Below are 12,613 nucleotides of genomic sequence, written 5' to 3'. Positions count from 1 at the left end.
GCCACCCGGGCAAGCGGAAGGCGGGTGGCCGGCGTCTGCAAAAAACGCCGTCCACCCGCCCAGTTGAGCGGTCCGCGCGCCCTGTTGGTACTCCTCGGCGGCTAGGACGCCACCGCCGTCTTGGCCGACTTGGCGATGCTTTCCGGATCTTCGGAGTTGTCTTCGTCACCCACGGCGATTCCGCGCCGCTTCGAGACGTAGACCGCGCCGACGATGACGGCGATCGCCAGCAGCGCGACCACGAGCCGGACGCCGGTGCTCTTGTCCTGGCCGTAGGAGAACTTGACCACCGCGGGGGCGATCAGCAGCGCCACCAGGTTCATGACCTTCAGCAGCGGGTTGATGGCCGGGCCCGCGGTGTCCTTGAACGGGTCACCGACCGTGTCACCGATGACCGTCGCGGCATGCGCCTCGCTGCCCTTGCCGCCGTGGTGCCCGTCCTCGACCAGCTTCTTGGCGTTGTCCCACGCGCCACCGGAGTTGGCGAGAAAGACCGCCATCAGGGTGCCGGTGCCGATCGCACCCGCCAGGAACGAGCCGAGCGCGCCGACGCCGAGCGAGAAGCCGACCGCGATCGGGGTGAGCACGGCCAGCAGCCCGGGAGTGGCCAGCTCACGCAGCGCGTCCTTGGTGCAGATGTCCACGACCCGCCCGTACTCGGGCTTCTCGCTGTAGTCCATGATCCCGGGGTGCTCCCGGAACTGCCGGCGCACCTCGAAGACCACCGCTCCCGCAGAGCGCGACACCGCGTTGATCGCCAGCCCGGAGAACAGGAAGACGACCGAGGCGCCGAGGACCAGCCCGACGAGGTTGTTGGGCTGCGAGATGTCCAGGCTGAGCCCCATGCCGGTGGCGGCGCTGCCGACGCCCTGTACGGCGGTGGCGATCGCGTCCCGGTACGAGCCGAAGAGCGCGGCCGCGGCCAGTACGGCCGTCGCGATGGCGATGCCCTTGGTGATGGCCTTGGTCGTGTTGCCGACCGCGTCCAGGTCGGTCAGCACCTGCGCGCCGTCACCGGTGACATCACCGGACATCTCGGCGATGCCCTGCGCGTTGTCGGAGACCGGGCCGAAGGTGTCCATCGCCACGATCACGCCGACAGTGGTCAGCAGGCCGGTGCCGGCCAGCGCCACCGCGAACAGCGCCAGCATGATCGAGGCGCCGCCCAGCAGGAACGCTCCGTAGACGGCCAGCCCGATCAGCACCGCCGAGTAGACGGCCGACTCCAGACCGATCGAGATACCGGAGAGGATGACCGTGGCCGGACCGGTCAGCGAGGTCTTCCCGATGTCCCGCACGGGCCGCCGGGTGGTCTCGGTGAAGTAGCCGGTCAGCTGCTGGATCAGCGCGGCCAGCACGATGCCGATGGCGACCGCCACCAGCGCCAGCATCCGCGGGTCGCCGCTGGTGCTCAGGATCTCGACGTCGGTGACGCCCTTCAGGCCCTGGTAGCTGGACGGCAGGTAGGTGAACACCGCGGCGGCCACCAGAACCAGCGAGATACCCGCGGAGATGAAGAAGCCGCGGTTGATGGCCGTCATGCCGCTGCGGTCACTGCGCCGGGGCGCGACCACGAAGATGCCGATCATCGCGGTGAGCACACCGATGGCCGGGACCAGCAGCGGGAAGGCGAGCCCGGCGTCGCCGAAGGCCGCCATGCCCAGGATGAGCGCGGCGACCAGGGTCACCGCGTACGACTCGAAGAGGTCGGCGGCCATACCGGCGCAGTCACCGACGTTGTCGCCCACGTTGTCCGCGATGGTCGCGGCGTTGCGCGGGTCGTCCTCGGGGATGCCCTGCTCGACCTTCCCGACGAGGTCGGCGCCGACGTCCGCGGCCTTGGTGAAGATGCCGCCGCCGACCCTCATGAACATCGCGATCAGCGCGGCGCCGAGACCGAAGCCCTCCAGCACCTTGGGCGCGTCGACCGCGTACACGAGCACCACGCAGGAGGCACCGAGCAGGCCCAGCCCCACGGTGAACATTCCGACGACGCCACCGGTACGGAAAGCGATCTTCATCGCCTTGTGCGAAACGGCCGTAAGATCCTTTTCCCGGGTTTCACCCTCGGCCGGAGTGGCTTCCCGGGCGGCCGCCGCAACGCGCACATTGCTGCGTACGGCGAGCCACATGCCGATATAGCCGGTGGCCGCCGAGAATCCGGCGCCGATCAAGAAGAAGGCGCTGCGTCCGGCGCGCTGCGTCCAATTGTCCGCAGGCAGCAGCATGAGCAGGAAGAACACCACGACGGCGAATACACCGAGGGTCCGCAACTGCCGGGCCAGGTAGGCATTTGCACCTTCCTGCACGGCCGCCGCGATCTTCTTCATACTGTCGGTTCCCTCACCGGCCGCGAGCACTTGGCGGACCAGCACCGCCGCGACAGCCAGCGCCGCCAGGGCGACCACGGCGATCACCAGCACGATGCCGCGGTTGCCCGCCGTGAGTGACGGCCCGGCCAGAAAAGTGGGGGTGTCAAGCAACTGAGGGGTGTAAGGCCCCGCCATTCGTCCTCCTTGACGTTTGGCACATGGGCGCGCGGAAGCACGCTCAGGCGTCCTGAGCAAGATGTGGACGGATTGTAGGGAGCCGCGGTTGATCAAAACAGTGCGCGTCAAAGGGAATTCGCCGGTAGCGGCGAAGATCAAAAGGCCGACGCGGTACGGAATTCGCCCGGACGAAGGAAAGCCGCGAATTCGCTGACCACTGCCCGATGATCTCTCTGTCGTACTGATCGCTTGCGGATCGCCCACTGATCGCCGCTGCTCAAAGACGCGGCCTCGGCGACTGGGCCGATTGAGGTCCGCGTGACACCGGAGAGAATTGATCCACCCGGCTACGGCCGAACGGGTGACCCGACCCGCGCGACCCCCTCCCCGGCACCCCATGAAGAGCCGTCAGATCGAGTCCGGATCGCAACGCATGAGACGGGAGCGGAGGGCGGGGAGGGGAGGGCCGGGGCGGGGAGGGCCAGGGCGGGGCGGGGAGAGCCGAGGCAGGGCGGGCCGCACGCGGGAGACTGTGGCGGGGGCTGCGGGGCGGCGGGGGCGGTCCGGGGGTGTGTCGGGGGGCGGTCCGGGGCTGGCGCGGGGTCGGCAGCGCCCCGGGACCTCAGGCGTACGGGGCAGAGCCCGCACCGGGCCGGAGCCATAAGGGGACGGCAGAGGACCGGGCGGCATTCAGAGGGCCGGGGGCCTTCATGAGAACCGGAGGCATTCATGAGGCCCCGGCGGCATCATGGGTCAGAGCGCGACAGAAGGCCGTCTGGGCGCCTCTCCGGCGATCTCGTGGCGACGGGGACACCGCCCTCGTGAGCGAGCCCGCCACAGCCGCCGTCTCGCCCTCGGGGCGTCGGCGCGTGGATGAACTGCGGACTGCGGACTGCGGACGTAACGGCTCGTGCCTCGTCACCTACGGACAGCGCGGCTCGGAGACCTCCCGCGGACCGGGCCGCCCAAGCCCTATGGCAGGGCCGCGGTCGTCGTGGTGGGCCAGGTCATGCGGATCAGCCCGCCGTCCTTGCCGGCGGTCACCTCGACATCGTCGACCAGCCCGCTGATCACGGCAAGGCCCATTTCGTCCTCGCCCTCGGCATCGCCCTCCGCGACGCTCTCGGCCTCATCCCCGCCCCGCGCCGTACCGGAGTCGCCGGTCACCCCGTCGCCCACCTCGATCGAGAACTTCTTCTCGTCCTCGATCAGCAGGACCCGCACGGGCGCGGCGATGTCATGGCTCTCGTGCAGGCCCACGGCCCGGCTGCACGCCTCACCGACGGCGAGCCGCACCTCGTCCAGCACGGCCTCGTCCACTCCCGCGCGCCGTGCCACAGCAGCCGCGACCAGACGCGCGGTGCGGACATGCTCGGGAAGGGCGCTGAAGCGAAGTTCGACGGTGGCCATGCCATCCCCCTCGATATGCGGGCGTGCGACGCAGGGGGCCGGACCTCCGTCCGGTACCCCCCACTTCTTCCTCCCCCGCGCCTGGTGGCGCGGGGGACCGGCAAAACCGTCAGTCAGTCGCCGAGACGGCTTCCTCGACCGAGGTGTGAATCGGGAACACCTTGGTCAGTCCGGTGATACGGAAGATCTTGAGAATGCGCTCCTGGTTGCAGACCAGGCGCAGCGAGCCCTCATGGGCACGCACCCGCTTGAGCCCGCCGACCAGCACGCCGAGCCCAGTGGAGTCCAGGAAGTCGACACGTTCCATGTCCACCACGAGGTGGTAGCTTCCGTCGTTCACAAGCTCGACCAGCTGCTCCCGCAGCTTGGGCGCGGTGTATACATCAATCTCGCCACCGACCTCGACGACCGTACGGTCGCCAACGGTCCGGGTCGACAGGGACAGGTCCACGGATCCTCCAGCACCTTGCTATCGAGCGGTCGCCCCCCTGGGGCCTCCCCACCGAAGGTAGGGGCGGATCTGGCAGCCGCCATGGCATTCAATCACTTACCGGCGGGCGTGCACGACGCCCTTTCAGCATTGTCCGTCACTCCGGTGACACACTCGGTGCCGATGGCCTCCAATCCACTCCCGCCGGATGCGGGCGCACGTCCGTCCCCAGGCATGATTCTCGAACGTCTCGCCCGGGGCGCGACCCGCGCTGCGCGCATCACTCATACGGAGCACTTGCCCCCGCGCATCGGCAGCCATGCCGACTGGCCGGAACAGATCCGACCGGAAGTGACCGATGCCATCCGGGCGGCCGGAATCGATCGTCCCTGGGCCCACCAGGCACGGACGTCCGAACACGCACTGCGCGGCGAATCGGTCGTCGTCGCCACCGGCACCGCCTCGGGGAAGTCCCTGGCGTATCTGACGCCGGTCCTCTCCACGCTCCTGGACGGCTCCGAGGCCCCGAACGGGAGAGGGGCCACGGCCCTGTATCTGGCCCCCACGAAGGCGCTGGCAGCCGATCAGCGGCGCGCCGTGCGCGAGCTGGCCGCCCCACTGGGCCCGGCGGTCCGGCCAGCGGTCTACGACGGCGACACCCCCGTCGAGGAGCGCGAATGGGTCCGCCAATACGGCAACTACGTCCTGACCAACCCCGACATGCTGCATCGCGGCATCCTGCCGTCGCACCCCCGCTGGTCCTCCTTCCTGCGGGCGCTGCGCTATGTCGTCATCGATGAATGCCACAGCTACCGCGGCGTCTTCGGCTCCCATGTCGCGCAGGTCGTCCGCCGACTGCGCCGTATCTGCGCCCGTTACGGCTCCGAGCCGGTCTTTCTGCTCGCCTCCGCCACGGCCGCGGAACCGGGCCGGGCCGCGACCCGGCTCACCGGACTGCCCGTAGTGGAAATCACCGAGGACACCTCGCCGCGCGGCGAGTTGGTCTTCGCGCTGTGGGAACCGCCGCTGACCGAACTCCACGGCGAGCAGGGCGCCCCGGTCCGCCGGACCGCCACCGCCGAGAGCGCGGATCTGCTCACCGACCTCGCCGTCCAGGGCGTCCGCACCGTCGCCTTCGTCCGCTCCCGACGCGGCGCCGAACTGATCGCCCTCATCGCCCAGGAACGGCTCGCGGAGGTGGACCGCTCGCTGCCCGGCCGGGTCGCCGCCTACCGGGGCGGCTATCTGCCCGAGGAACGCCGCGCCCTGGAACGCGCCCTGCACAGCGGTGAGCTGCTCGGTCTGGCCGCCACCACCGCGCTCGAACTGGGCGTGGACGTCTCCGGTCTGGATGCCGTGGTCATCGCCGGATATCCGGGGACCCGGGCGTCCTTGTGGCAGCAGGCCGGGCGGGCGGGCCGCTCCGGGCAGGGCGCGCTCGCCGTGCTCGTGGCCCGCGACGACCCGCTGGACACCTATCTCGTCCACCATCCCGAGGCGCTCTTCGACCAGCCCGTCGAGTCCACCGTCCTGGACCCCGACAACCCCTACGTGCTCGCCCCGCACCTGTGCGCGGCCGCCGCCGAACTCCCGCTCACCGAATCCGACTTCCCGCTCTTCGGGCCCGCGGCCGGCGGGCTGATGCCGCAGCTGGAGGCCGCGAGCCTGCTGCGCCGACGGGCCAAAGCCTGGCACTGGACGCGCCGCGAGCGCGCCGCCGACCTCACCGACATCCGCGGGCAGGGCGGCTCGCCGGTGCAGATCGTGGAGGCCGGCACCGGGCGGCTGCTGGGCACCGTGGACGCCGCCGCCGCGCACACCACCGTCCACGACGGCGCGGTGCACCTCCACCAGGGCCGTACCTACGTCGTGCAGCAGCTCGACCTCGCCGACGACGTGGCGCTCGTCGAGGAGGCCAGCCCGCCCTATTCCACGACCGCCCGGGACACCACCGCGATCGCCATTCTCGAGACCGACACCGAGATCCCCTGGGGCGACGCCCGGCTGTGTTTCGGTTCCGTCGAGGTCACCAACCAGGTCGTCTCCTTCCTGCGCCGCAAGCTGATCACCGGCGAGGTCCTGGGCGAGACCAAGCTCGATCTGCCGCCCCGTACGCTGCGCACCCGCGCGGTGTGGTGGACGGTCACCGAGGACCAACTCGACGCCGCCCGCGTCAATCCCGAGCAGCTGGGCGGCGCCCTGCACGCCGCGGAGCACGCCTCCATCGGCATGCTGCCGCTCTTCGCCACCTGCGACCGCTGGGACATCGGCGGCGTCTCCGTGCCGCTCCACCCGGACACCCTCCTGCCGACCGTCTTCGTCTACGACGGCCACCCGGGCGGCGCCGGATTCGCCGAGCGCGCCTTCCACACGGCCGCCGACTGGCTCACCGCCACCCGCCACGCCATCGCCTCCTGCGAATGCGAGGCCGGCTGCCCTTCCTGCATCCAGTCGCCCAAGTGCGGCAACGGCAACGACCCGCTCCACAAGCGAGGAGCCATCCGGTTGCTGGGCGAGCTGCTGCGGGGGGCGCGGGAGGGGGCGTAGGTGGGGTGGCGCCGTGGCGGGGCGTCGCCGGGGTGCCGGCACGGCGGTGACACGTAACCGGGGCGCCGGCACAGCAGGACGTAACTGGGGCGCCGGTGTGGCCCGGGCGCGGACCGTGGTGGCCGGGGCCGGTTCGGTTCGGGGCCGCTCCGGGCCGCCGTGCCCAGGTGGCCCGGCCCGAGCCCGTACCCGGGAGGTGAACGGGCGGCTGCCCGCCTCGGCCGAGACATCGGCGATCTGCCCGGTCACCGCGCAGCGCACCAGGCGGGTGTGCTGCGCGGCCGCCACCCGGCGGGCCGCCGCACAGGCCACGGCCGGGCCCTGAAGGGCGTGATCCGCGGCGGCCAGCGCCGCCAGGTCCGCGGCGCCACCCGCCCGGTGCCGCGCCGTGACGGCCTGGCCCACGCCGATCAGGGCCACAAAGACCGCGCAGAGCGCCGCCGCGGCGAAGACCGTCCAGACCGTCGCCGAGCCCTCATCGCCGTACCGTCTCCTCCGCAAGAGCCACCGCCTCCCCCGTGACCTGCGCCGTCAGCCGCCACACACCAGGCAGCCCGGCAGCGACCCGTACGCGCACCAGAGCGCCCTCCCGTGCCAGCGAGATCCGCGCGCCCCGTGGAGCCGCGCTCCGGGCCGCCGAGATCACCGCCGCCCGTGGTTCCGACCGCGCCGCGGCACGCGCCCCGGCCCGCGCCGCGTCCACGCACTCGATACGGGCGCAGACCGCCATCAGCCCCCAGATGAGCGCCGCCACCACCGCCACCAGGACGGGTATGACCACGGCCGTCTCCGCCGTCACGAATCCGGCGTCGCGAGTCCGCGGGACGCCCCGGGCCCGCAGGCCCGGGGCGCCGCCGTCAGAACTGCACATTGATCGCCCTCTCGAGCGTCGACCGCAGCAACGCCTGGACCGGTCCGCTCGTCACGACCTTGTAGAGCACCGCGGCCAGGGCACACGCCGCGAGCGTCCCGACGGCGTACTCCGCCGTGGTCATCCCCCGGTCGTCGCCCCCGATCGCGCGCAGCCGCGCCCACCACCGTCGCAACATTCCGCCCCGAAACATTCGAACCCCCTTTGAACGGCCCCTAGGGAGGGCCTCTGATCCATGACTTCTGGTGAATGGCTTTTTCTGATGAGTGACTTCGCGATCGCCGCACCGTCCCGCGAACGCAGCACCCCCGCCGCTCAGTTGCCTCCCAGCAGGCCGTCTGCCAGGCCGATCAGCACGGGTACCACCCCGAGCGTCAGGAACGCCGGCAGGAAGCACGCCGATAGCGGCAGGGTGACCAGCACCCCGGCCCGTCGGGCCTGTGCAGTCGCCGTCCGGGCCTGCTCCGCCCGGAGTTCGGCGGCGATCCGGGACGCGGACTCGACGGCCGGTGCCCCGGATATCCCGGCGCGCTCCATACAACGCGCCAGCCCTTCGGCGCCGGGGAGCGCGGCCAACCGTGGCCATACGACCGCCGGTTCGCCGCCGAGGCGCAGTTCCGCCGCCACCTGGCGCAGCCGTTCGGCGACCGGCCCGTCGAGCGACCGGCCCACCGCCTCGGCCGATTCCCGTGGTCCGGCCCCGGCCGCGAGGCAGGCCGCCAGCAGATCGCCGGCCGGCGCCAGCTCGGCCCGTACCTCCGCGGCCGCCGACCGAACCTCCTCCGCGCCCCGTTGCCGGACCAGGTGACGATGCGCCCCGTAGCCCACGGCCAGTCCCACCAGGACTCCCGGCATGCCACCGATGAGGAGGAACGCGAGTCCGGCCGCCCCCAGGGGCCCGGCCCAGTCCAGTGGTCGGCCGTTCCGTGGCGCGCTGTTCCTCACTGTGGCTGTGCGCCGCCGCCACCGGTTGCGGACGGACGGTTCGGTCCCGGGCCCGTCCCTGCCGCTCCGGTCCGGTCCGCCGGCCCACACCGCCGAGAGCCGTCTCCGTACGGCGTGTCCGGCGCGCGCCTCCCGCACCAGCGCCAGGGCGCACCACACCGCAACCATGGCGGTGACCGCCATCCCCACCCTGTGGACAACTTCCACACTCACACCGAATCCCCTCCCCGCGCGCCTTCCGCGACCGCGATGATCCGGGCCGTCCAGGCCACCCCGCCCCACTCCAGGAGCCCCCCGACCACCAGGCAGCCCCATCCGGCCGGGGTGTGCAGCAGCACCCGCAGTGGATCGGCGCCCAGTGCGCTGCCCATCAGGAGCCCGGCCGCCGGCAGCAGGGCGAGCATCAGCGCGGTGGCTCGTGGCCCGGCCAACTGGGCGCGCAGCTCATCGCGTTGATCCCGCTGTGCCCTGAGCCCGGCCGCGATCCGCTCCAGCCCCGAGGCCAACCCCGCGCCGCCCTCCACGGCCACCTGCCAGCACGCGGCCATACCGGTCAGCCCCGCGGCTCCCGGCTGCCGCGCCGCCACCCGCAGCGCCTGGGGGACGTCCCCGCCGTACCGCGCGGCCGCCAGCACCGCCGAGCCCGCCGCTCCGAGTCCCGGCGTCCCCGCGGCGAGCAGGGCCTGCGCGGGCTGCCGCCCGGCCCGCAGATCCCCCGCCACGGCCGCGCACAACCCGATCACCGCGGCGGCCCGCTCGTCGCGCACCCGCCCCGCGCCACGGGTGACCAGCCACCGGCGGACGAGGAACACCGCGACGACGGATGCGGCCACCGGGACCACGGATTCGCCGAGCACCCCCAGCGCCAGCCCCGCCGGCAGACACCAGATCTCCTGCCCGATGTTCCCCCAGCGGCCGAGCCGCCAGCGGCGCCCCGCGTCCCCCTCGACCAGCCGCCCCGCGCACCACTTCCGCACGCCCTCGCCGCGTAACCGGGCCGCCCATCCCCCTTCCGGGTCCGCTGCTCCGCTCCCGCCGAGCAGCGCCCGGGCCCGCCGCCGTACGTCGTCCGGCCGGCCACCGGCCGACCGGAGGGCGGCGCCCGCGCAGAGCACCGCGACCACCAGCGCCACCCCGGCCACCGTCATCCGGACACACCCCCGCCCCGCTCACACAGCTCCCGCAACCGCTCCCATCCGCGCCCTTCTTGGAAGCCGGCCGGGCCCCAGACAGCGGCTGGCACGGTCACCACAAAGCCCTCGCGGTCCCGCTCCAGGACATGGACCTCGGCGATCCGGCGCCGCCCGTTCCGGTCGCGTACGAGATGCAGCACGACCGAGAGCGCGGCCGCCAGCTGGCTGTGCAGCGCGGCACGGTCCAGGCCCGCGGTCGAACCGAGGGCCTCCAGGCGCGCAGGCACATCGCAGGCGGCGTTGGCATGGACCGTGCCGCAGCCGCCCTCATGGCCCGTATTCAGAGCCGCCAGCAGGTCCGTCACCTCGGCACCGCGCACCTCCCCGACCACCAGACGGTCCGGGCGCATCCGCAGCGCCTGCCGTACGAGGTCCCGCAGCGTCACCCGGCCGACGCCCTCCTGGTTGGCCGGCCGGCTCTCCAGCCGCACCACATGGGGATGGTCCGGCCGCAGCTCCGCCGAGTCCTCGGCCAGGACGATCCGCTCGGCGGGGCCCACCAAGCCGAGCAGCGTGCTGAGCAGAGTGGTCTTGCCGCTGCCCGTACCGCCGCTGATCAGGAAAGACAGCCGGGCCGCCAGCAGCGCCCGGAGCAGGCGGTCGCCGCCCGGCGGGACCGTGCCGGCCGCCACCAGCTCCGCGAGGCTGAAGGCCCGCGGCCGCAGTACCCGCAGGGACAGACAGGTGCCGCCGACGGCCACCGGGGGCAGCACGGCATGCAGCCGGGTGCCGTCCGGGAGGCGGGCGTCCACCCATGGCCGGGCATCGTCGAGCCGCCGGCCGGCCACCGCCGCCAGCCGCTGGGCGAGTCCGCGCACCTGCGCCGCGTCCCGGAAGCGGACGTCCGTACGCTCCAGGCCGCCACCGCGGTCCACCCACACCTCGTCCGGCGCGGTGACCAGGACGTCCGTGACATCGGGCGCAGCCAGCAGCGGTTCCAGCGGCCCGCTGCCCACCATCTCGGACCGCAACGCGGCCACCACGCCCAGCACTTCGGCGTCGCCCAGCAGCCGCCCCTGCTCGCGCAAGGCCACGGCCACCCGGGCGGGCGTCGGCTCCGCCCCGGCCTCGGCGAGCCTCCGGCGCACCACCTCCAGCAGATCCGGTCCGTGGCTCATACCCGGCCTCCGCCCGGGCCGACCGCACGGGAAGCCACCGGGGCGACCGCAGACCTCTTCGCGCCGGCCCCACGCTCCGTGCTCCACTCCGGACCACCGGGCGGGCCGCCGCCCGGACCCGTCCCCAGAGCGGACCCCGAGCCGCCGTCGCCCCCGCTCTCCGTCAGCCGCTCCCAGAACGCCGTGCAGAACCTCGCCAGCGGTCCGCGCGCCTGCGCCCCCGGCGGCACTCCCCGCGACAGATCGGCCAATAAACCGGCCTCCCAGGGCACTTCACCGGCCAAGGGCAGCTCCATGAGACGGGCGATCTCGTCCGGCGGCAAACCGTGTCCATGACGTCCGGGCGCCCCGCGCGCCACCACGCGCAGATCGCCGAGCACCTTCTGCACCCCGGCGGCCACCCGCTGCGCCGCCGCGACCGCGCGCAGCTCCGTAGGGACGAGCAGCAGGCCCATGTCCACCTGGGCCAGGGCCTCCATCACGGCTGCGTCGACCCTGCGTGGCAGGTCCACCACCACGACACCGCCCCGCCGCCGCGCCGCGGCCATCACCGCACGCATGGCCGGGGGCGGGATGCTGACATCGGAGCCCCGGTCCCAGCTGAGGACCCGGAACGAGTGGAGCCGGGGCAGCGACTCGGCCAGGGCACCGCAGGCGACCCGGCCCCGTGATTCGGCGAACGCGGGCCAGCGCAGGCCCTTTTCCTTCTCGCCGCCCAGCAGGACGTCCAGCCCACCGCCCAGCGGGTCTCCGTCGACGAGCAGCGTGCGCCGTCCCGTACGGGCCGCGGTGACGGCCAGCGCGCCGGCCAGGGTGCTCGCTCCGGCGCCGCCGCAGCCGCCGATGACGCCGACCGTCAAGGCCGACGGCCCGACGCCCTCGACCGCGTCGGCGATCCGGTCCGCCAGCCAGCGCTCGCCGTCGGGGAGGGCCAGCACCCGCTCGGCGCCGAGGGCGACGGCCAGCCGCAGGACGGCCGGATCGTCCGCGTCCTGCCCCGTGAGAATGACGCCCTCCCGGCGTGCGGCCCCACGCATCCGGGGCGCGCAGTCAGCGCCGACGATCACCAGAGACGGCGCTTCCCAGTCCCCTTTACGGGCCGGCAGGCCGTGCGCCACTTCGGGCAGCGCCCCGGCCGCCGCACACAGCCGCAGAAGATCGTCGAGGAGTCTTTCGTCCTCGGTGATGATCAGCGGCCCGCCCCGCTCCTCGCCGGTATGGACCGGCCCTTCCGATGGCGTCATTCCGGCCACGTTCCGTCCCCCTATCGCTACACAACTCGCGCATCCGCGAACTCGCGGACTTTTACGCTGCACCGATCGGGAAAATCTTGGGGATCTTGACCCAAAATTGTGGACAACTCCGGGGCTGTGAATATCCCTGTCACCTATTCCAGCGACGGGCGGCTACTTCTGGGGCTCAAGAGAGCCTTCCTTCCGCAGAGCAGTGCGCTGACTACGGTGCGTAATGACCCGGAAGCGGAGAGGCCGCAGGGGCGGAGCAGGCAAGGAGAAGTGCGGATCAGCGTCCGACGGCGGAAAATGCGTCCGGACATGCGACGACCCCCGCCGGGGGGGAGAGCGGGGGTCGTCCCCACGGCCGACTCGGGG

At 72.7% G+C, this 12,613-nt stretch carries 10 protein-coding genes and 1 pseudogene; 1 reads left to right on the top strand and 10 read right to left on the bottom strand.

Annotation, left to right across the window (positions count from 1 at the left end; all coding sequences use genetic code 11):
* Positions 1-101 precede the first annotated feature (101 nt).
* From AC3EUV_RS08090 to bldG, 3 genes are all read right to left on the bottom strand, one after another.
* Entirely contained in the window at positions 102-2,507 is a 2,406-nt protein-coding gene (locus AC3EUV_RS08090) for a sodium-translocating pyrophosphatase (RefSeq protein WP_432140299.1), read from the bottom strand.
* 954 nt (positions 2,508-3,461) lie between these two features.
* Positions 3,462-3,899: an ATP-binding protein gene (locus AC3EUV_RS08085; protein ID WP_432140300.1), complete on the bottom strand. Its 438-nt coding sequence runs from the start codon at positions 3,897-3,899 to the stop codon at positions 3,462-3,464.
* Between the two features lie 109 nt (positions 3,900-4,008).
* Positions 4,009-4,350: an anti-sigma factor antagonist BldG gene (gene bldG, locus AC3EUV_RS08080; protein WP_018089983.1), complete on the bottom strand. Its 342-nt coding sequence runs from the start codon at positions 4,348-4,350 to the stop codon at positions 4,009-4,011.
* An 81-nt stretch (positions 4,351-4,431) separates the two neighbouring features.
* On the opposite strand from bldG, the gene AC3EUV_RS08075 reads away from it, so the two are divergent.
* Positions 4,432-6,876 carry a DEAD/DEAH box helicase gene (locus tag AC3EUV_RS08075; RefSeq protein WP_435602519.1) on the top strand — a complete coding sequence of 815 codons (2,445 nt, stop codon included), beginning with the start codon at positions 4,432-4,434 and terminating at the stop codon, positions 6,874-6,876.
* A gap of 228 nt (positions 6,877-7,104) precedes the next feature.
* Here the strand turns inward: AC3EUV_RS08075 and AC3EUV_RS08070 are convergent.
* From AC3EUV_RS08070 to ssd, 7 genes and pseudogenes are all read right to left on the bottom strand, one after another.
* Positions 7,105-7,377 (bottom strand): annotated as a pseudogene (locus AC3EUV_RS08070) (Rv3654c family TadE-like protein); the annotation flags it as partial.
* Positions 7,352-7,747 (bottom strand): TadE family type IV pilus minor pilin, encoded by a 396-nt coding sequence (locus AC3EUV_RS08065; protein WP_432140302.1) that lies wholly within the window; start codon positions 7,745-7,747, stop codon positions 7,352-7,354. The pseudogene AC3EUV_RS08070 and the gene AC3EUV_RS08065, both read right to left, overlap by 26 nt.
* Complete coding sequence (locus AC3EUV_RS08060) at positions 7,734-7,925, bottom strand: DUF4244 domain-containing protein (protein WP_435602518.1); 192 nt, start codon at positions 7,923-7,925, stop codon at positions 7,734-7,736. Before AC3EUV_RS08060 ends, AC3EUV_RS08065 begins: the two co-directional genes overlap by 14 nt.
* 137 nt (positions 7,926-8,062) lie before the next feature.
* Complete coding sequence (locus tag AC3EUV_RS08055) at positions 8,063-8,905, bottom strand: type II secretion system F family protein (RefSeq protein ID WP_435602517.1); 843 nt, start codon at positions 8,903-8,905, stop codon at positions 8,063-8,065.
* Positions 8,902-9,840 carry a type II secretion system F family protein gene (locus AC3EUV_RS08050; RefSeq protein WP_435602516.1) on the bottom strand — a complete coding sequence of 313 codons (939 nt, stop codon included), beginning with the start codon at positions 9,838-9,840 and terminating at the stop codon, positions 8,902-8,904. Before AC3EUV_RS08050 ends, AC3EUV_RS08055 begins: the two co-directional genes overlap by 4 nt.
* On the bottom strand, positions 9,837-11,003 hold the full coding sequence (locus AC3EUV_RS08045; protein ID WP_432140306.1) for a TadA family conjugal transfer-associated ATPase: 1,167 nt from the start codon (positions 11,001-11,003) through the stop codon (positions 9,837-9,839). Before AC3EUV_RS08045 ends, AC3EUV_RS08050 begins: the two co-directional genes overlap by 4 nt.
* Positions 11,000-12,247: a septum site-determining protein Ssd gene (ssd, locus tag AC3EUV_RS08040; protein WP_435602515.1), complete on the bottom strand. Its 1,248-nt coding sequence runs from the start codon at positions 12,245-12,247 to the stop codon at positions 11,000-11,002. The genes AC3EUV_RS08045 and ssd overlap by 4 nt, the downstream gene beginning before the upstream one ends.
* Between the last annotated feature and the right edge of the window lie 366 nt (positions 12,248-12,613).

This window comes from Streptomyces sp. bgisy130, assembly GCF_057708345.1.
The sequence above is the reverse complement of the archived record's forward strand: the minus strand, read 5'-3'. Positions and strand labels throughout refer to the sequence as shown.

Bases quoted from the DNA above. Each gene is read 5' to 3' on its own strand.
- AC3EUV_RS08090 (WP_432140299.1), bottom strand. From the start codon at position 2,507: ATGGCGGGGCCTTACACCCCTCAGTTGCTTGACACCCCCACTTTTCTG.
- AC3EUV_RS08075 (WP_435602519.1), top strand. From the start codon at position 4,432: ATGGCATTCAATCACTTACCGGCGGGCGTGCACGACGCCCTTTCAGCA.
- AC3EUV_RS08085 (WP_432140300.1), bottom strand. From the start codon at position 3,899: ATGGCCACCGTCGAACTTCGCTTCAGCGCCCTTCCCGAGCATGTCCGC.
- AC3EUV_RS08065 (WP_432140302.1), bottom strand. From the start codon at position 7,747: ATGTGCAGTTCTGACGGCGGCGCCCCGGGCCTGCGGGCCCGGGGCGTC.
- AC3EUV_RS08050 (WP_435602516.1), bottom strand. From the start codon at position 9,840: ATGACGGTGGCCGGGGTGGCGCTGGTGGTCGCGGTGCTCTGCGCGGGC.
- AC3EUV_RS08060 (WP_435602518.1), bottom strand. From the start codon at position 7,925: ATGTTGCGACGGTGGTGGGCGCGGCTGCGCGCGATCGGGGGCGACGAC.
- AC3EUV_RS08045 (WP_432140306.1), bottom strand. From the start codon at position 11,003: ATGAGCCACGGACCGGATCTGCTGGAGGTGGTGCGCCGGAGGCTCGCC.
- ssd (WP_435602515.1), bottom strand. From the start codon at position 12,247: ATGACGCCATCGGAAGGGCCGGTCCATACCGGCGAGGAGCGGGGCGGG.